The sequence below is a fragment of the Streptomyces prunicolor NBRC 13075 genome (genome assembly GCF_000367365.1).
Classification (GTDB): Bacteria; Actinomycetota; Actinomycetes; order Streptomycetales; family Streptomycetaceae; genus Streptomyces; species Streptomyces prunicolor.
The window spans coordinates 136,266-153,021 of the sequence record NZ_BARF01000025.1 but is presented as its reverse complement, the minus strand read 5'-3'; the positions used below and the strand labels follow the sequence as shown (position 1 = coordinate 153,021).

At 70.5% G+C, this 16,756-nt stretch carries 16 protein-coding genes; 11 read left to right on the top strand and 5 right to left on the bottom strand.

Translation table 11 applies throughout. The features are described from left to right. The first annotated feature begins 73 nt into the window (after nucleotides 1-73). The 4 genes from SPR02S_RS10445 to SPR02S_RS10430 all read left to right on the top strand — a co-directional run bounded on the left by SPR02S_RS10445 (nucleotide 74) and on the right by SPR02S_RS10430 (nucleotide 6,623). Entirely contained in the window at nucleotides 74-1,342 is a 1,269-nt protein-coding gene (locus tag SPR02S_RS10445) for an MFS transporter (protein ID WP_019056902.1), read from the top strand. Continuing rightward, nucleotides 1,326-4,046, top strand: coding sequence for an MGH1-like glycoside hydrolase domain-containing protein (locus SPR02S_RS10440; RefSeq protein ID WP_019056901.1), 2,721 nt, complete (start codon nucleotides 1,326-1,328; stop codon nucleotides 4,044-4,046). The genes SPR02S_RS10445 and SPR02S_RS10440 overlap by 17 nt, the downstream gene beginning before the upstream one ends. After that, nucleotides 4,043-5,521 carry an alpha-amylase family protein gene (locus tag SPR02S_RS10435; protein WP_019056900.1) on the top strand — a complete coding sequence of 493 codons (1,479 nt, stop codon included), beginning with the start codon at nucleotides 4,043-4,045 and terminating at the stop codon, nucleotides 5,519-5,521. Before SPR02S_RS10440 ends, SPR02S_RS10435 begins: the two co-directional genes overlap by 4 nt. A 196-nt stretch (nucleotides 5,522-5,717) precedes the next feature. Further along, nucleotides 5,718-6,623, top strand: coding sequence for a hypothetical protein (locus SPR02S_RS10430; protein ID WP_019056899.1), 906 nt, complete (start codon nucleotides 5,718-5,720; stop codon nucleotides 6,621-6,623). Nucleotides 6,624-6,682: 59 nt separating this feature from the next. Here SPR02S_RS10430 and SPR02S_RS10425 read toward each other — a convergent pair whose 3' ends face one another. Continuing rightward, nucleotides 6,683-7,138 carry a MarR family winged helix-turn-helix transcriptional regulator gene (locus SPR02S_RS10425; RefSeq protein ID WP_019056898.1) on the bottom strand — a complete coding sequence of 152 codons (456 nt, stop codon included), beginning with the start codon at nucleotides 7,136-7,138 and terminating at the stop codon, nucleotides 6,683-6,685. A gap of 177 nt (nucleotides 7,139-7,315) precedes the next feature. Between SPR02S_RS10425 and SPR02S_RS10420 the strand changes: the two genes are divergently transcribed. After that, nucleotides 7,316-8,773: an MFS transporter gene (locus tag SPR02S_RS10420; protein ID WP_019056897.1), complete on the top strand. Its 1,458-nt coding sequence runs from the start codon at nucleotides 7,316-7,318 to the stop codon at nucleotides 8,771-8,773. Between the two features lie 118 nt (nucleotides 8,774-8,891). On the opposite strand, the gene SPR02S_RS10415 is transcribed toward SPR02S_RS10420, so the two are convergent. Then, a complete protein-coding gene (locus tag SPR02S_RS10415) occupies nucleotides 8,892-9,560 on the bottom strand; it encodes a TetR/AcrR family transcriptional regulator (RefSeq protein WP_026150404.1) in 669 nt (222 codons plus the stop codon). Nucleotides 9,561-9,659: 99 nt separating this feature from the next. On the opposite strand from SPR02S_RS10415, the gene SPR02S_RS10410 reads away from it, so the two are divergent. The 3 genes from SPR02S_RS10410 (at nucleotide 9,660) to SPR02S_RS10400 (ending at nucleotide 12,275) form a co-directional block, all read left to right on the top strand. Continuing rightward, nucleotides 9,660-10,505 (top strand): patatin-like phospholipase family protein, encoded by an 846-nt coding sequence (locus SPR02S_RS10410; protein ID WP_019056895.1) that lies wholly within the window; start codon nucleotides 9,660-9,662, stop codon nucleotides 10,503-10,505. Between the two features lie 234 nt (nucleotides 10,506-10,739). Beyond that, entirely contained in the window at nucleotides 10,740-10,868 is a 129-nt protein-coding gene (locus tag SPR02S_RS65680; RefSeq protein WP_019056894.1) for a hypothetical protein, read from the top strand. 183 nt (nucleotides 10,869-11,051) lie between these two features. Continuing rightward, entirely contained in the window at nucleotides 11,052-12,275 is a 1,224-nt protein-coding gene (locus SPR02S_RS10400) for a cytochrome P450 family protein (RefSeq protein WP_019056893.1), read from the top strand. On the opposite strand, the gene SPR02S_RS10395 is transcribed toward SPR02S_RS10400, so the two are convergent. Together SPR02S_RS10395 and SPR02S_RS10390 are read right to left on the bottom strand one after the other, a co-directional pair. Then, on the bottom strand, nucleotides 12,272-12,931 hold the full coding sequence (locus SPR02S_RS10395; RefSeq protein WP_019056892.1) for a ribonuclease FAU-1 family protein: 660 nt from the start codon (nucleotides 12,929-12,931) through the stop codon (nucleotides 12,272-12,274). The genes SPR02S_RS10400 and SPR02S_RS10395 overlap by 4 nt on opposite strands. 25 nt (nucleotides 12,932-12,956) lie before the next feature. Then, complete coding sequence (locus SPR02S_RS10390) at nucleotides 12,957-13,829, bottom strand: AraC family transcriptional regulator (RefSeq protein ID WP_026150403.1); 873 nt, start codon at nucleotides 13,827-13,829, stop codon at nucleotides 12,957-12,959. 87 nt (nucleotides 13,830-13,916) lie between these two features. Between SPR02S_RS10390 and SPR02S_RS10385 the strand changes: the two genes are divergently transcribed. The 3 genes from SPR02S_RS10385 (at nucleotide 13,917) to SPR02S_RS10375 (ending at nucleotide 16,303) form a co-directional block, all read left to right on the top strand. After that, nucleotides 13,917-14,513 carry a non-oxidative hydroxyarylic acid decarboxylases subunit B gene (locus tag SPR02S_RS10385; protein ID WP_019056890.1) on the top strand — a complete coding sequence of 199 codons (597 nt, stop codon included), beginning with the start codon at nucleotides 13,917-13,919 and terminating at the stop codon, nucleotides 14,511-14,513. 69 nt (nucleotides 14,514-14,582) lie between these two features. After that, a complete protein-coding gene (locus SPR02S_RS10380; RefSeq protein WP_019056889.1) occupies nucleotides 14,583-16,007 on the top strand; it encodes a non-oxidative hydroxyarylic acid decarboxylases subunit C in 1,425 nt (474 codons plus the stop codon). Nucleotides 16,008-16,075: 68 nt separating this feature from the next. Further along, on the top strand, nucleotides 16,076-16,303 hold the full coding sequence (locus tag SPR02S_RS10375) for a non-oxidative hydroxyarylic acid decarboxylases subunit D (protein WP_019056888.1): 228 nt from the start codon (nucleotides 16,076-16,078) through the stop codon (nucleotides 16,301-16,303). Nucleotides 16,304-16,321: 18 nt separating this feature from the next. Here the strand turns inward: SPR02S_RS10375 and SPR02S_RS10370 are convergent, their stop codons facing one another. Continuing rightward, nucleotides 16,322-16,741 carry an ATP-binding protein gene (locus SPR02S_RS10370; RefSeq protein WP_245607540.1) on the bottom strand — a complete coding sequence of 140 codons (420 nt, stop codon included), beginning with the start codon at nucleotides 16,739-16,741 and terminating at the stop codon, nucleotides 16,322-16,324. Between the last annotated feature and the right edge of the window lie 15 nt (nucleotides 16,742-16,756).

Below are 16,756 nucleotides of genomic sequence, written 5' to 3'. Positions count from 1 at the left end.
CGACAGAATCGGGATCGTCAACGCGCCGGTGGCTGGGTAGCGCGTCTCTCCGACGTGCTCATGGGAGACGCCGATGGCGTACCGATCCCTGCTGCGTGTTCCCGGCGCGGCATTCTTCCCCCTGGGTTTTCTGGCCCGGCTTCCCTACGCCACCTCCTCCCTCGCGACCCTCGTCCTTGTCCAGGCCGCCTCCGGCAGTTACGCCTTCGCCGGTCTCGCGGCAGCCGCCCAGGGCTGCGCCAACGCGCTCGGCGGTCCGGTCTCCGGGGCACTGGCCGACCGCCACGGCCACCGCCTCGTCGGGACGGTCACCGCACTCGCCAACGCCGCCGCCCTGACCGGCCTCATCGCGGCCAGTCACACCGGCCGCGCGAGCATGATCGTCGCCTCCGCGCTGGCCGGACTCACCCAACCACCGGTCGGCCCGCTGGTACGAGTCCACTGGTCACGCCTGCTCCACACCCGCGACCGGCCCGACCTCCTACCCACCGCCCTCTCGTACGAGGCGACCGTCGAAGAGATCAGCTTTGTCGCCGGCCCCGCGATCGTCGGACTGCTCGCCTCCCTCGGCCCGACAGCGCCGACCGTGGCGGCCATCGCCCTCCTCGTCCTGGCCACCCTCCCCTTCGCGCTCTCCCTCACCCACGAGGGAGCCGAGCACCGTCAAGGCTCCCGCTCCGTACGAACTCCCTTGCCCCGCTTGCCACTTGTCGCCATGTTCCTCGCCATGGCCGCGATGGGCACGATCTTCGGTGCCACACAGACCGCCGTCACCGCCTACGCCAACGACAGCGGCCACCCCGGCAGCGCGGGACTCCTCTACGCCCTCTTCGGCATCGGCAGCGCCGTGGCAGGCGCCGCCTGTGCCTGGCTTCCCGCCCGCTTCACCCTCCGCCACCGGTACGTGACCTTCGCGGCGACCTTGCTCCTGGGCGCCCTCACCCTGGTCGCGGGGGACAGCCTGCATGCCGTTCCTACGGCCATGACCATCGCCGGTGTGACCGTGGCCCCGTACCTGATCAGCCTCTACGCCCTCACCGAACGCCTCGCGCCCGCCGATCGCGCGACCGTCGCGCTGACGATCCTCTGCGCGGGCGGACCACTCGGTACCGCTACCGGGCAGGTGGTGGCCGGGTACCTCGCCGACAGCCACGGCAGCACCGGAGCCTTCCTGGTGGCACCGGTCGCGGCGACCGCGGCTCTGCTGCTCGCCGTCGCGGTGTTCGTGACAGGTACCGGTGCTCTCCGCCCGGCTGTTCGTGTTGCCGTCGGGTCCGGGACACCGGAGTCTGGGGGAATGGGTCGGGCCAAGGGGAGGACGGGCGATGGGGACGAGCGCTGAAACACCGGACGCCGAACGGCGACGGCTGGCCGAGGCCGACGATTCCGGGGTGCCCTGGCGCCGTTGGGGTCCTTATCTGAGCGAGCGCCAGTGGGGGACCGTACGGGAGGACTACAGCCAGGGCGGCGACGCCTGGTCGTACTTCACCCACGACCAGGCCCGCTCCCGCGCCTACCGCTGGGGCGAGGACGGCATCGCGGGCGTCAGCGACGACAAGCAGCGGCTGTGCTTCGCGCTCGCGCTGTGGAACGGCCGCGACCCGATCCTCAAGGAGCGGATGTTCGGCCTGACCAACGCCGAGGGAAACCACGGCGAGGACGTCAAGGAGTACTACTTCTACCTCGACAGCACGCCCACCCACTCGTACATGAAGTACCTCTACAAATACCCGCAGTCGGAGTTCCCGTACGAGGACCTCAAGGCCACCAACCAGGCCCGTGGGCGCGGTGACTTCGAGTACGAGCTCCTCGACACCGGCATCTTCGACGAGGACCGCTACTTCGACGTGTTCGTCGAGTACGCCAAGGCGGGCCCCGACGACCTGCTGATCGAGATCACCGCGCACAACCGCGGCCCCGACGAGGCACCCCTGCACCTGCTGCCGACCCTGTGGTTCCGGCACACCTGGTCCTGGGCCGGCGGCACCGCCGTACCGTCCATCCACCAGGAACCCGGCGGCCGACTCCGCGCCGACCACGAGGAGCTGGGCCCGCGCTGGCTGTACTGCGACGCGGACACGGAGACCCTGTTCACCGAGAACGACACCAACAACGAGAAGATCTTCGGCAGTTCGAACACCTCCCCGTACGTCAAGGACGGCATCGACCGCTACGTGGTCGGAGGCGAGACCGGAGCCGTCAACCCCGACCGGACCGGCACCAAGGCCGCCGTTCACCACGTACTCACCATCCCGGGCGGCCAGAGCGCCACCGTCCGCCTGCGCCTCACCGCCACCGAACTGCCCGACTGGACCGGCGACTTCGACTCGGTCATAGCCCAACGCCGCGCCGAGGCGGACGAGTTCTACGACGGCGTCACCGCCGCCGACACCCCGGCCGACGAACGGAGGCTGGTCCGGCAGGCGTTGGCCGGGATGCTCTGGAGCAAGCAGTACTACTACCTCGACGTCGAGCGCTGGCTGACCGAGCACGGCGTCGACCCGCTCGCCTCCGACCCCCGGGTGCGGAACAGCAACTGGTACCACATGGTCAACGACGAGATCATGTCGATGCCGGACACCTGGGAGTACCCGTGGTTCGCGGCCTGGGACCTCGCCTTCCACACCGTCGCCCTCTCGATGGTCGATCTCACCTTCGCCAAGGGCCAGTTGGACCTGCTGCTGCGCCGCCTCTACCTCCACCCCAACGGTCAGATCCCGGCGTACGAATGGAACTTCGGCGACGTCAACCCGCCCGTGCACGCCTGGGCCACCCTGTTCCTCTACGAGTTGGAGAAACACCGCACCGGCAAGGGCGACCGCGCCTTCCTGGAGAACGCCTTCCAGAAGCTGATGAAGAACTTCAGCTGGTGGCTCAACCGCAAGGACACCGACGGCAACAACGTCTTCCAGGGCGGCTTCCTCGGCCTCGACAACATCGGCGTCTTCGACCGCAGCGCCCCGCTCCCCACCGGCGGCCACCTCGACCAGGCCGACGGCACCGCGTGGATGGCGCTGTACTGCCAGAACCTCCTTGAGATCGCCATAGAGCTGGCCGTCGACAACCCCGTCTACATCGAGCAGGCGCAGTCCCTGTTCGAGCACTTCGCGTGGATCGCCGTCGCCATGAACCGCATCGGCGCCGACAACGCGAGCCTGTGGGACGAGGAGGACGGCTTCTTCTACGACGTGCTGCGGCTGCCCGACGGCACGGCGACCCGGCTCAAGGTCCGCTCCCTCGTCGGCCTGATCCCGCTCGCGGCCACCAGCCTGGTCGGCGGCTGGGCGGACCGGCGCTTCCCCGAACTGGTCGCCGGCGCGCGGGAGTTCATCGAACGCCATCCAGCCGTCGAGGCCACCATCTCCTCGCACGAGGCACTGGGCCCGAACGCCGACGGCCGCTACCTCTTCGCCCTGTTCGGCGAGGACCGACTCCGCCGCATCCTCTCCCGGATGCTCGACGAGGGCGAGTTCCTCGGCCCGCACGGCATCCGCTCTCTCTCCCGCCACCACGCCGAGCACCCGTACGCCTTCGAGGTGCACGGGGAGTCGTACGGCGTCGGCTATCTGCCCGCCGAGTCCGACTCCGGGATGTTCGGCGGCAACTCCAACTGGCGCGGCCCTGTGTGGTTCCCGGTCAACCTGCTCCTCATCCGCGCCCTGCTCAACCTGCACGCCTTCCACGGCCCGGCGTTCACCGTCGAGTGCCCGACCGGATCGGGTCGCCAGCTCACTCTCTACGAGGTCGCCCGCGAGATCTCCGACCGGCTCACCGCCACCTTCCTCAGCGACGCCGACGGACACCGGCCGGTGCACGGCGCCCAGGCCAAGTTCGCCAAGGACCCGCACTGGAAGGACCTGATCCTCTTCTACGAGTACTTCCACGGCGACAACGGCGCCGGCCTCGGCGCCTCCCACCAGACCGGCTGGACCGGCCTGTCCGCGGTCACCGCCACCCTCTTCCACACCCTGGGCGACGGCGAGTGGTCGGCCCGGGGCCGCGAGAGCCTCCGCCCGACCGGTGACCGAGAGGAACCGCTGTCATGACAGCCTGGCCCGAGCATCCGGTGATCTACGAGATCAACACCCTTATCTGGCTGGGGGAGTTGAGCCGCCGCTACGGCCACCCCGTGACCCTCGGCGAGATACCAGAAGCCGCCTGGGACGAGGTCGCGCTCCCTGGCGTCGACGCCGTCTGGCTGATGGGCGTGTGGGAGCGCAGCCCCGCCGGGCTGGAGATCGCGCTGCGCGACGCCTCGCTCCAGGAGTCGTTCCGGGCCGCGCTGCCCGACCTCCGCCCGGAGGATGTGGCCGGTTCGCCGTACTGCGTCCGCAACTACGTCGTGGACGCAACCCTCGGCGGCCCCGAGGGGCTGGCTGCTGCCCGCGCCCAACTGGCCGCCCGTGGCGTCCGGTTGATCCTCGACTACGTCCCCAACCACATCGCCCCCGACCACCCCTGGCTGACCGAACGCCCCGGCTGCCTGGTCCAGGGCACCCCGGACGACCTTGCCCGCGACCCCGCCGCCTTCCTGGAGACCGGCGGCAAGGTCTTCGCCCGAGGCCGCGACCCCTACTTCGCGCCCTGGCCCGATGTCGTCCAACTCAACGCCTTCAGCGACGAGTTGCGCACGGCGGCCGTCGACACCCTCACTTCGATCGCCGACCAGGCGGACGGCGTGCGCTGCGACATGGCCATGCTGCTGATGACCGACGTGTTCGCGAAGACCTGGGGCGAACGGGCGGGCACGGCACCGGCCGAGGACTTCTGGCCGTACACGATCCCCAAGGTCCGCGAGCGCCACCCCGACTTCCTGTTCGTCGCCGAGGCGTACTGGGACCTCGAATGGGCCCTGCAACAACAGGGGTTCGACCACTGCTACGACAAACGGCTCTACGACCGCCTGCTGCACGAGGGCGCGGAATCGGTGCACGGCCATCTCCAGGCCGACGTCCGCTACCAGCGCGGCTTGGTCCGCTTCCTGGAGAACCACGACGAACCCCGGGCCGCCGCCACCCTGTCGCCCGAGCGGGAACGGGCGGCGGCCGTGGTCATCGCGACCCTGCCCGGTGCGACGCTCTGGCACGAGGGGCAGTTCGAGGGACGGAAGGTGCGGCCACCGGTCTTCCTCTCCCGTCGGCCGGAGGAGCCCGTCGACAAGGAACTCCTCGCGTTCCACCACCAGTTGCTCGCCGCGGCCGCCTCCTCCGGCATGCGCACGGGAGGGGAGTGGCAGCTGCTCGACTGCACCGGCTGGCCGGACAATCCCACCCACGAGAACCTGGTCGCCTGGTCCTGGACGACCGATTCTCGCCGCCATCTCGTCGTCGTCAACCTCTCCGAACAGCCCGCCCAGGGTCGCGTCCGCCTCCCGTGGACCGACCTGCGCGGTGGCTCCCGCCAACTCACCGAACTGCTCGACGAGTTGACCTACGATCGGGACGGCGACGAGCTGGTCGACCCCGGCCTCTACGTCGAGTTGGAGGGGCTGCGCTGGCATCTACTCGCGGTGATGCCCTGATCTTGACCTGTGGTCAAGTGGTGAAGGATTGACGGGAGTTGTGAAAGGTGACAAGAATTCAGCTTGCTTCGCTGTGCCTTAGCTGAGCGGAGCATCTGCGAGCGGTCCGGTCGCGCACGCCCTCGATCGTTTTCTTTCGTGCGCCCGCCGCTCGTTCTGCCACCTCCCACACCTTTTACCATCGTCGAGGCTCACTTTGTCACGTTCGCACCATTTCCGATCCCTGTCCGCCCTCGCAGCCACCGCGTTCATCGCTGCCGCCGCGCCCGTGCTCGCGGCCGGCCCGGCGAGCGCCACCGACGCCGACGCGTGCCAGTCCGCCACCGTGCAGTACCGCATCGTCGGCGCCGATGGAAACGTTGTCGGCGCAAACTGGACCTCGCAGGGCGGGTTCCTCCAGTGGGACACCATCCCCGGCACCGTCGAGGTCCGGCTGGCTCCCGACCAGAGCGTCGGGGACGGCTGCAAGTACCCCGTCTCGCTCGCCGAGTACACCGCCGAAGGCTCCACCTGGTACACCTCGGGCCACCAGACCATGGTCGACAAGGCCACGGTCTACCTCACCGCCAAGGACGTCGCGGGCTCGCAGGACACCTGGCAGCAGCTGAAGGTCAAGTCGCCCGACTGCTACGGCCAGATCGACCTGTACGGCGACGACGTCACCTACGACGGCGGCACGGGCGAGGGCCACGGCCCGCTTCCGTACCAGCCCGACAACATCATGACCCCGTACCACCTGATCGCGGCCTGGAACGGCGGCGACAAGGAGTGCACCCCGAGCACGCCGGAGTCGCCCACCCCGCCGGCCTCGGTGCCGCCCGAGACGCCGGGGACCCCGGCCGACAGCACGCCTCCCGCCGAGGAGTCGACCCCGCCGGCCAGCCCCAAGCCGTCGACGACGCCGCCCACCTCCGCGCACGTCCCGCCGCTGAAGGCGTCGCCCTCGCCCTCCCCGAAGGCGACGCCCAATGGTGGCAACACGCCGCTGGCGGAGACCGGTTCCAACGCGCCGGTCGGTCTCATAGCGGGCGGTGCAGCCCTGGTGATCGTCCTCGGCGGCGGCGCGGTCTACATGGCCGGCCGCTCTCGCCGCTCCTCCTGACACAGTCGCGCCCGGCGTGAACTGACCGCCCCGCCCCGTGAGTTGTCACAGGGCGGGGCTCACGGCCGTGGCCAGGGACGCCCGCCGAGCCGTTCGATGTCGGTGTTGAAGCGTCGTAGAAAAGCCGCGAAGGCGTCGATGTCCTCGTCCGGCCAGTCGTCCATGATCTGGTCCAGGGTCTGGACCAGACCCTCGCGTTCCTCGTCGAGCATCCGCGCGCCCAGGTCCGTGATACGGAACTTGCGGGCCATCCCGCCCTGGGGATCGGGGATGCGCTCCACCAGCCCGGAGCGCATGGCTGCCGCCGTCTGCCGGTTGAGGGTGGACGTGTCGAGGCCGAACGCGTCGCTCAACTCGCCGATCGACATGGGCCCTTGGATGCGGATCCGGCTCAGCAGGATATAGGCGCTGCGCTCCAGTACGGCGTCCTTGCGGCGTGCGGCCTTGTGCGAGAGAAGAGCGTGCCGGCTGAGGAGCATCTGCTCGTACTCGATCTCACGCGTACGCCTGTCCATCGGTCCGCCGCCTCCTGCTCTCTGCCGATGCCACCGCCGTGTCCTGCGGTCCGCGGAGGCCCGGCCCATCCTCGCACGACGGTATGCATCATCCTGATGACATGGCCGATACATATGATGTGTACGATGCACATTCCTTCACATCCCGACTGAACTGATACGCCGAGGAGTCCCGTCATGGACGCCCCCCAGCCCTCAGCCCGCGCAGGCGGCGTGATCGCCACGCTGGCCTTCGCAGGCACCACCGCGGCGATCATGCAGACGCTGGTCACCCCGCTCATCGCCGATCTCCCGGAGATGCTGCACACCTCGTCGTCCAACGCCGCGTGGGTGGTCACCGCCACCCTGCTGGTGGCGGCCGTCAGCGTGCCGGTCGTCGGCCGCCTCGGCGACCTGCTGGGCAAGCGCCGCATGCTGCTCGTCTGTTCCGTCCCGCTGATCGTGGGCTCGGTGGTCTGCGCGCTGTCCTCCTCGATCGTCCCGATGATCATCGGACGCGGTCTCCAGGGCATCGGCATGGGCATGGTCCCGCTGGGCATCGCCCTGCTGCGGGACGTCGTACCGCGGGAGCGGCTCAGCCCTTCCATCGCACTGGTCAGCGCCTCCATGGGCATCGGCGGCGGGCTCGGTCTGCCGATCGCCGCGGCCGTCGCCCAGTACGCCAACTGGCGTGCCCTGTTCTGGGGTGCGGCCGCCCTGGCCGTGGTGGTCGCCGCCCTGATCTGGTTCCTGATCCCGGACGTACCGGCCGCCGCCAAGGGCCAGCGCTTCGACGTGCCCGGCGCCCTCGGCCTGGCCGTCGGCCTGGTCTGCCTGCTGCTCGGCATCTCCAAGGGTGCGGACTGGGGCTGGGGTTCGGGCACGGTCCTCGGCCTGTTCGCCGTCGCCGTGGTGGCCTTGCTGGTCTGGGGCGTGTGGGAACTGCGCACCAGCGACCCGCTGATCGACCTGCGCACCACGGCCCGGCCCCGGGTCCTGATCACCAACGTCGCCTCGGTGTTCGTCGGCGTCGCCATGTACGCCAGCATGCTGGTCGTGCCGCAGCTGCTCCAGTTCCCCGCGGCCACCGGATACGGCCTGGGCCAGTCGATGCTCGCGGCCGGCATGTGGATGCTGCCCGGCGGCATCATGATGATGATCGTCTCCCCGCTCGGCGGAAAGCTGACCAACATCCGCGGCCCGAAGTTCACCCTGATCAGCGGTGTCCTCGTCATCACCGCCGGCTACGCCCTGTCGATGGGCCTGATGGGCTCCGCGTGGGGCCTCATGGTCGTCTGCATCGTCATCAACAGCGGCGTCGGCCTCGCCTACGGCGCGATGCCCGCCCTCATCATGAGCTCGGTCCCGCTCTCCGAGACCGCCGCCGCCAACGGCTTCAACTCCCTCATGCGCGCCCTCGGCACGTCCATCGGCGCCGCGGTGATCGGCGTGGTCCTCTCCCAGATGACCACCACGGCAGGCGGCTACACCTTCACCTCCGAGGGCGGCTTCCGCACGGGCCTCATCATCGGCGGCGGCGTCGCCCTGCTGGCGGCCCTGGTCGCGGCGGCGATCCCGGCGGTACGGGCAGCCACGCCGACCGAGGAGAAGACCGAGGCGGTCAGCGAGTTGGAGGATGCCGGGGTCGAGTTCTGACCCGGGCGAGATGAACGTACGGGGGTCCACTGCCCGGCGTCGGAGGAGCGGAGGATCGCTCTTCGGCGCCGGGCAGCGGGCTGTCCGGACGCCGATGCCCGGTCACGCCAGAGACAGCTCAGTTCTGTGAACCAAGGCCCTGTAGCGCGGTGTTGAGCTGTGGCGCGGTGAGGGCGGGGGAGGGGAGCGCGGTGGTGGTGGGTGCGGCGCGCAGCCCGTCCAGGAGGAGCGCCAGCGGACGGCGCCAGGCGTCGGGGCCCGCTGCCGCGGTGAGGGCGGGGACGGTTCGGCCCAGCGCGGCGAGGGTGAACAGGACGTCCTCCGGTGTGACATCCGCGCGGATCGTGCCCTGGTCGCGGCCCCGGCTCAGCAGCAGCTCCACGGTGTGCCGGTTGTGGGCATGCACGGCCTGGAGCGAGTCGACGCCGTCGAGGTGGGTGGTCATGAGGTCGTTGGTGCCGCGGTCGGCGGCCAGGCCCGTGAAGACGGTCCCCAGGTAACCGGTCAGGCCCGCCCAGGCGTCGTCGACGGTGCGCGCCTGCTCGCCCACGCTCATCGTGTCGGTGAGCAGGTCACGGAAGACCGCGTCCACGAGGGCTGCGCGGGTGGGGAAATGCCGGTACAGGGTGGCGTTGCCGATACCGGCCCGGCGGGCGATCACGTCGATCGGCGCGTGCAGCCCCTGCTCGGTGAAGACGGCGTGGGCGGCCTCGATCAGCAGCTCCCGGTTGCGCCGCGCATCGCGGCGTCGAGCAGGTGCCGTCGCGTCGTTCGGGCCCGTCATCATCGTCCTCCGTATTAGTGGGGAGTGCTCCCCGGTCGTGATGCTATCGTCGATCCGTCAAGTGGGGAGTGCTCCCCATTTCTTCGACGAGGGGGTGGCGTCATGCGTGGCACGGCACTGGTTCTGGGTGGCGGCGGGCCCGTCGGCGGGGCGTGGATGACGGGTGTACTCGCCGGGCTCGCGGAGGCCGGCGTCGACCTCGACCGCGCCGACGTGATCATCGGCACCTCCGCGGGCGCGATCTTCGGCGCCCGGCTCGCGGCCGGCGAGGCACCGGGGGAGTTGTACGAACGTCAACTCGCCCGCTCCGACAAGGTGGAGCTACGGGTCACCGCGGCCCAGACGCTCCGTTTTCTGTGGGCGGCGCTGGGCTCCCGCGATCCGCGACGCTCCGTACGCCGGCTCGGCCGTGCCGCCCTCGGCGCACGCACCGGACCCGAGTCCGAACTCCTCGACGCCGTCGGCACGTTGCTGCGCGGCGCCCGGGACTGGCCGGACCGTGCCCTGCGGATCACGGCGGTGGACGCCGATTCCGGGACCTTGTCGACCTTCGACGCGCACACGAAGGTGCCCCTCCTCGAAGCGGTCGCCGCGAGCTGCGCCGTCCCCCTCGTCTCACCGCCCGTCACGGCCGCGGGCCGCCGCTGGATCGACGGCGGCAGCCGCACGACCACCAACCTGCACCTGGCCGACGGCTACGACCACATCCTGGCCGTAGCGCCGATCCCGAAGGCGGTCGGCCCGCACCCCGGCGCCCCGCAACAGGCGGCCCAACTCGCAGCGCAGGGCGCCGAGATCACCCTCGTGACCCCGGACCGCCCGTCCCGCCGCGCGATGGGCCGAGACCTGACCGCGAACGCCCGCCGTCCGGCAGCCGCCCGTGCCGGCCACACCCAGGCGATGGCCCTCGCGCACGCGGTGCACGCCGTATGGCGCGGTGGTGTGTGACCGCCCGGCCCCGAACGCCTCGTAACCATCGACAGGAGTACCGTGCCGGACCCGATCGTGCGGCCCGGGTTGCGATGGGCCGCGACTTGAGCGCCGACGTCAGCCGCCCGGGCGGGTCACGCCCGGGCGATGGCCCTCGCACGCCGTGCATCCCGTTTGGCGCGGGGGCATGTGGCGGCCCGGCCCCGAGTGCCCCGTGACCATCGACAGGAGTGCCGCGCCGGACCCGATCGTATGGCCCGACATGCGATGGGCCGCGACTCGACCGCCGACGCCGGTTGCCTGGCGGGCGCCCGTACCGGCCACGCCCAGCCGATGACCTTCGCGCACGCGCCGCCTGCCCTTTGGCGCGTCGGCATGTGACCGCCCCACCCCGAGTACGCCGTGACCAGGGGCCGCGACTTGACCGCCGACGCCGGCCGCCCGGCGGCCGTCCGAGCGGGCCACGTCCCAGGCGACGGCCCTCGCGCACGCGCTGCATGCCGTACGGCGCGGCGGCAGCTGACCGCCCGGCCCGAACCCCCGCCGACCACCGAAAGGAGTGCCATGCCGGCACCCACCCTCCAGGACCTCGCCCCCGGCGGGCACGACCTGGCCACGGATCCCCACCCCGTCTACGCGGCCCTGCGTGAACGAGGTCCCGTGCACCGGGTCCTAGTGCCGGGCAGCGGCGAGAGCTGGCTGGTCGTCACCCTGGATGCGGCCCGCGCCGCCCTGACCGACCCGCGCCTGCGCAACGACATCCGCCACTCCGCGACTTGGCAGGACGACGGAGGCCACGCCCTGGGTCGCAACATGCTGCAGACCGATCCACCGGACCACACGCGCCTACGGCGGCTGGTCGCGGGCCACTTCACGCCCGCGCGGATCGCCGCCCTGCGCCCACGCATCGCGGACATCGCCGGCGATCTGCTCGCCGAGCTGCCGGCGCGGGGGACGGTGGACCTGGTGAGCCGGTACGCGCTGCCGCTGCCCGTCACCGTGATCTGCGATCTGTTCGGGGTGCCCACCGAGGACCGTACGGTGTTCCACGCCTGGTCGAACGAGCTCGCGATGCCCGCTTCGCCCGAGTCGGGCGCCTCGGCCGCTGCCGCCCTGGGCGGCTACCTGGCCGAGTTGATCCACCGGAAGCGCTGCACACGAGAGGACGACCTGCTGAGTGACCTGGTCGCCACGGCCCGCGAACCCGCCGCCGAGTCGCCCCTCACCTCCGAGGAACTCCTCGGAATGGCTTTCCTGATCCTCGTCGCCGGCCACGAGACGACCGTCAACCTGATCTCCGCGACCGTCCATGCCCTGCTCACCCACCCCGACCAACTCGAACTGCTGCGTTCCGAACCGGACTTGGCCGGTGCCGCCGTGGAGGAGACGCTGCGTCACCAGTCGCCCGTCCACGCCACCGCGTTCCGTTTCGCGGCCGAGTCGCTGGACCTCGCCGGTACCCACATCCCGGCCGGGGACGCGGTGCAGATCTCCTTGGCCGCAGCTTCCCGCGATCCGCTCCACTTCCCCGAGCCCGACCGCTTCCACCTACGGCGCCGGGGACCCGCACACCTCGCCTTCGGCCACGGCCTCCACCACTGCCTGGGAGCACCCCTGGCCCGCACCGAGGCCGCCATCGCCGTACGCCTCCTCCTGCACCACTGCCCCGACCTCACCCTCGCCACCGACCCCGCGACACTGACGTGGCGAACGAGCACGCTGCTGCGGGGCCTGAGCGAACTGCCGGTGCGTATCGGCACGTCAGGAGACCCGGGCGGCACCGACTAGACCAAGTCCAAGACGCCGGTGGGTAGTTGAGGGTCGGGCCAGTGAGGTTCGTAGCGCCACGTCCCCAACCCCCGTTCCGCAGCGAACGGTCCGACGGCCCCCTCGATCATCGCGACCGCCTCCTCGCGAGCCTTCTCCACCGCCCGGTGATCGGCCTCGCTCACCACCCCCAACCGGCGGCCGTGGGCGTACTCGTCCTCGTCCTTCCAGTCCCACCGCGACAGGTCGGGCGCGACCACCAGGTCCAGCAGCAGGTCGAAAGTGTCGAAGCCGATGGGCGTGCGGCGCATCGGATGCTGGAAGTTGACGTACCAGTACGTGAGTCGGCCCTCTCCCGCGGCGTCGAAGAACGCGTTGACGCTGAACCAGCTGTCGGGCGGCACCCATTGGAGATGGGTGGTGTCCCGCCAAGTCCAGCGGCCGAGCTGCCAGTTGCCGTTGGCCAGGTTCGCCAGGGCGCGCAGCCGGGCGGTTTCGTCGCCGGTGAGGAGGGACTCGATCCAGGTCGTGGGGGCCAACGACTCCGCGCCCGGCCGGCACCCCAGAACCAGCGCCTCGGCGGTGTCCTCCACGACCCGTAACGCATGGGCACTCCACACCTTCCGCCGGAACACATCACGCCGTACGGCGGTCTGACCCGGCTGGAACTCCCGCATACCCACCTCCGGTTGCTCGGGCTACTCATGTCTGCCCGCGTGCCACCGCCCGGAACTCCAGTGGCGTACGTCCTTCCCGCTTGCGGAAGAACTTCGCGAAGTCGGTCGGCTCGCCGAAGCCGAGGGCGCGGGAGACGTCCGCCGCCGTCGCGTCGGTGTGGACGAGGAGGCGCTTGGCCTCCAGGAGGATGCGGGCGTCGAGGTACTGCTTGGCGGTCGTGCCGGTCGCCGCGAGGGTCGCCCGGGTGAGGGTGCGCGGGCTGTAGCCCAACGCGGCGGCGTAGTCGGCGACTTGGTGGCTGGTGCGGAAATCGCGTTCCCGGGCGGCGCTGTAACGGCGGAACGTGTCGTCGGCCGGGGCGGACGACACCGGGTCCGGGCGCACGTGCGAGAGGCGCAGCAGCAGGACGGAGAGGAGCATGCGGAGGGTCTGGAGGTGGGCGTCGAGGGGGAGTGAGGCCAAGTCGGCGTATTCGTGCGTGAGATGACGGAGTGTCAGGCGGGCCGCCCGCGCGTGCGGACCCGTCGGGAGCAGGGGTGACTGGTCGAAGGGAGGATCGGCCAGGACGAAACCGGGCTGCCAGATCACGATCGTGCCCCGGGTCGTCGTCAGGTCGTCGGGGACGTACTGGTGCACCTGCCCCGAGCTCACCCACAGCCAGCCGCCCGCCTCCACCGCGCAGTCCGTGAAGTCCACCCGGTGGCGCAGCGTGCCCTCGGTGACGTGGATCAGGTGGTGGAAGTCCGGCCGCTGCGGCGCCGACAGGTCGATGCCACGGCGCTCACCGCGCGCCAGCAGCTCGGTGAATCCCACCACGTCCATACCGATGGGCGCGCTGAGTGACGGACGGTACGCCACGTCCGTGATCTCGGATCGATGCTGACCGTTTTTTCCCATGGTGAGTCCCGAGCCTACCCTTGTCGGACAGCGAACCGCTCCTACGGTCGAAAGCGCAGAGACCGAACTGGGCAAGGAGCTGGTGACGTGCGACTGATCGTGGGAATGACCGGAGCGACCGGGGCCGTGCTCGGTGTCCGGCTGCTGGAGCAGCTCGCCGAGCTGCCCGAGGTCGAGACCCATCTCGTCCTCAGCCGCTGGGCCCGGACCACTGTTGAGCTGGAGACGGGACGCACCGCCCGCGAGGTCGCCGAGCTGGCCGACGTCGTCCACAGTCCCGAGGACCAGGGCGCCACCATCGCCTCCGGGTCGTTCCGCACCGACGGCATGGTGATCGTGCCCTGCTCCATGAAGACCCTGGCCGGCATCCGCACCGGCTACGCCGACGGGCTGATCGGCCGGGCCGCCGACGTGATCCTCAAGGAACGCCGCCCGCTGGTCCTCGTACCGCGCGAGACCCCCCTGAGCGAGATCCACCTGGAGAACATGCTCGACCTCGCGCGCAAGGGCGTCCGGATCGTGCCCCCGATGCCCGCCTTCTACAACCACCCCGCCACGGTCGACGACATCGTCACCCACATCACCTCCCGCGTCCTCGACCAGCTGGACCTGCCCGCCCCCGCCGCCAAGCGCTGGGAGGGCATGCGCCCCGCCCGCGACACACGCATCCACCCCGCCGCCTGACACACCGCCAGAGACACCCGAGGCGCCCACATCACCCGCGCCACACGCCCCTTCACGTACGGAGCCCCCATGCCCTACGACGACCTCCGCAGCTTCCTGGACACCCTGGACAAGCACGGCCAACTGCTGCGGATCACCGAACAGGTCCTCCCCGAACCGGACTTGGCCGCCGCCGCCAACGCGGCCGGACGTATCGGCGAAGGCGCCCCCGCCCTCTACTTCGACAACGTCAAGGGTTTCACCGACGCCCGGATCGCGATGAACGTCCACGGCTCCTGGCGCAACCACGCCCTCGCCCTCGGGCTGCCCCCGGAGACCTCCGTGCGCGAGCAGGTCGAGGAGTTCGCCCGCCGCTGGGACGCCTTCCCGGTCGCACCGGAGCGCCGCGAGGACGCGCCCTGGCGGGAGAACACCCAACAGGGCGCCGACATCGACCTGTTCGAGGTCCTCCCGCTGTTCCGGCTCAACGACGGCGACGGCGGTTTCTACCTCGACAAGGCCGCCGTGGTCTCCCGCGACCCGCGCGACCCGGACCACTTCGGCAAGCAGAACGTCGGCACCTACCGCATCGAGGTCATCGGCCGCGACCGCCTCGCCTTCCAGCCCGTCCCCATGCACGACGTGGCCCAACACCTGCACGCCGCCGAGGAGTTGGGCGAGGACCTGCCCATCGCGATCACCCTCGGCAACGACCCGGTCATCACGATCGTCGCCGGCATGCCGATGGGCTACGACCAGTCCGAGTACGAGATGGCCGGCGCCCTGCGCGGAGCCCCCGCCCCCATCGCCACCGCGCCCCTCACCGGCTTCGACGTCCCCTGGGGTTCCGAGGTCGTCATCGAGGGCGTGGTCGAGAGCCGTAAGCGGCAAATCGAGGGCCCCTTCGGCGAGTTCACCGGCCACTACTCCGGCGGCCGACGCATGCCGACGATCCGCATCGACCGCGTCTCCTACCGCACCGACCCGGTCTTCGAGTCCCTCTACCTGGGCATGCCGTGGACCGAGGTCGACTACCTCGTCGGCCCCAACACCTGCGTCCCCCTCCTCAAGCAACTCCGCGCCGAATTCCCCGAGGTGCAGGCAGTCAACGCCATGTACACCCACGGCCTCGCGGTGATCGTCTCCACGAAGAAGCGCTACGGCGGCTTCGCCAAGGCGGTCGGCATGCGCGCGATGACCACACCCCACGGCCTCGGCTACGTCACGCAGGTCATCGTCGTGGACGAGGACGTCGACCCCTTCGACCTGCCCCAGGTGATGTGGGCGATGTCCGCGAAGGTGAACCCCCAGGACGACGTGATCATCGTCCCCAACCTGTCGGTCATGGCCCTGGCACCGGCCGCCAACACCCCGGGAATCACCAGCAAGATGATCATCGACGCCACGACACCGGTCGCACCGGACAACAGGGGCCACTTCGACACCCCGGTACGCGACCTGCCCGAGACCCCGGAGTGGACCGACCGGCTGCGCGCCCTCCTCGCCGCCCGCTGAAAGCCCGCCGAAAGGCCGCTGAAAGTCCACAGACCGCCCCAGTGCACCGACCTCAGGAGTCACCCGTCATGATCTGCCCCCGCTGCGCCCACGACACGGTCGACACCGTGACGACCTCGCCGGTCCCCGGCGTGTGGGACGTACTCCAATGCGTCCGCTGCCTCTACATGTGGCGCACCACCGAACCCGACCGCCGCACCCGGCGCGAGGCCTACCCCGTCGAGTTCCGGATGACGCAGGCCGACATCGATGCAGCCCCGGAGGTGCCCGTCGTACCGCCGCTGCGCGTCGGCTGAACCGATCGCGCGGCCGGGTCAGATCGCCAGAATCGCCCGCACCCGCTTGCCGCCCCCGGTGAGCGGGGTGACGTCCAGGCGGTGCGCCAGGCAGCGGACCATGGACAGGCCGCGTCCGCTCTCGCCCTCGGCTGTCAACGGCCGTACGCGGGGCGGGGTCGGGTTGTCGTCGTATACCTCGACCGTGACGCGCTCGTCGGACAGTTGGAGGCGCAGCCGGCACTCGCCGCGGCCGTGCTCGGTCGCGTTGGCGACGAGTTCGGACACGATCAGCGTCGCGTCGTCGATCTGCTCCGCGTCCACCCGCGCCAGCTGATGGCGGGAGCGGGCGAGGAACTCCGAGGTCAACTTCCGTGCCTGACCCGCCGACGCGGCCTCGTCCGGCAGCAGGTACTCCACGCGTACAGAACGCCTATGGGTACGCCGATGCGTACGCATGGCGAATCACTTCCC

Excerpts from the sequence above, each read along its gene's own strand:
- SPR02S_RS10400 (WP_019056893.1), top strand. The coding sequence starts at position 11,052 with ATGCCGGCACCCACCCTCCAGGACCTCGCCCCCGGCGGGCACGACCTG.
- SPR02S_RS10410 (WP_019056895.1), top strand. The coding sequence starts at position 9,660 with ATGCGTGGCACGGCACTGGTTCTGGGTGGCGGCGGGCCCGTCGGCGGG.
- SPR02S_RS10435 (WP_019056900.1), top strand. The coding sequence starts at position 4,043 with ATGACAGCCTGGCCCGAGCATCCGGTGATCTACGAGATCAACACCCTT.
- SPR02S_RS10395 (WP_019056892.1), bottom strand. The coding sequence starts at position 12,931 with ATGCGGGAGTTCCAGCCGGGTCAGACCGCCGTACGGCGTGATGTGTTC.
- SPR02S_RS10440 (WP_019056901.1), top strand. The coding sequence starts at position 1,326 with ATGGGGACGAGCGCTGAAACACCGGACGCCGAACGGCGACGGCTGGCC.
- SPR02S_RS10370 (WP_245607540.1), bottom strand. The coding sequence starts at position 16,741 with ATGCGTACGCATCGGCGTACCCATAGGCGTTCTGTACGCGTGGAGTAC.
- SPR02S_RS10415 (WP_026150404.1), bottom strand. The coding sequence starts at position 9,560 with ATGATGACGGGCCCGAACGACGCGACGGCACCTGCTCGACGCCGCGAT.
- SPR02S_RS65680 (WP_019056894.1), top strand. The coding sequence starts at position 10,740 with ATGGCCCGACATGCGATGGGCCGCGACTCGACCGCCGACGCCGGTTGC.
- SPR02S_RS10445 (WP_019056902.1), top strand. The coding sequence starts at position 74 with ATGGCGTACCGATCCCTGCTGCGTGTTCCCGGCGCGGCATTCTTCCCC.
- SPR02S_RS10390 (WP_026150403.1), bottom strand. The coding sequence starts at position 13,829 with ATGGGAAAAAACGGTCAGCATCGATCCGAGATCACGGACGTGGCGTAC.
- SPR02S_RS10420 (WP_019056897.1), top strand. The coding sequence starts at position 7,316 with ATGGACGCCCCCCAGCCCTCAGCCCGCGCAGGCGGCGTGATCGCCACG.
- SPR02S_RS10380 (WP_019056889.1), top strand. The coding sequence starts at position 14,583 with ATGCCCTACGACGACCTCCGCAGCTTCCTGGACACCCTGGACAAGCAC.
- SPR02S_RS10425 (WP_019056898.1), bottom strand. The coding sequence starts at position 7,138 with ATGGACAGGCGTACGCGTGAGATCGAGTACGAGCAGATGCTCCTCAGC.
- SPR02S_RS10375 (WP_019056888.1), top strand. The coding sequence starts at position 16,076 with ATGATCTGCCCCCGCTGCGCCCACGACACGGTCGACACCGTGACGACC.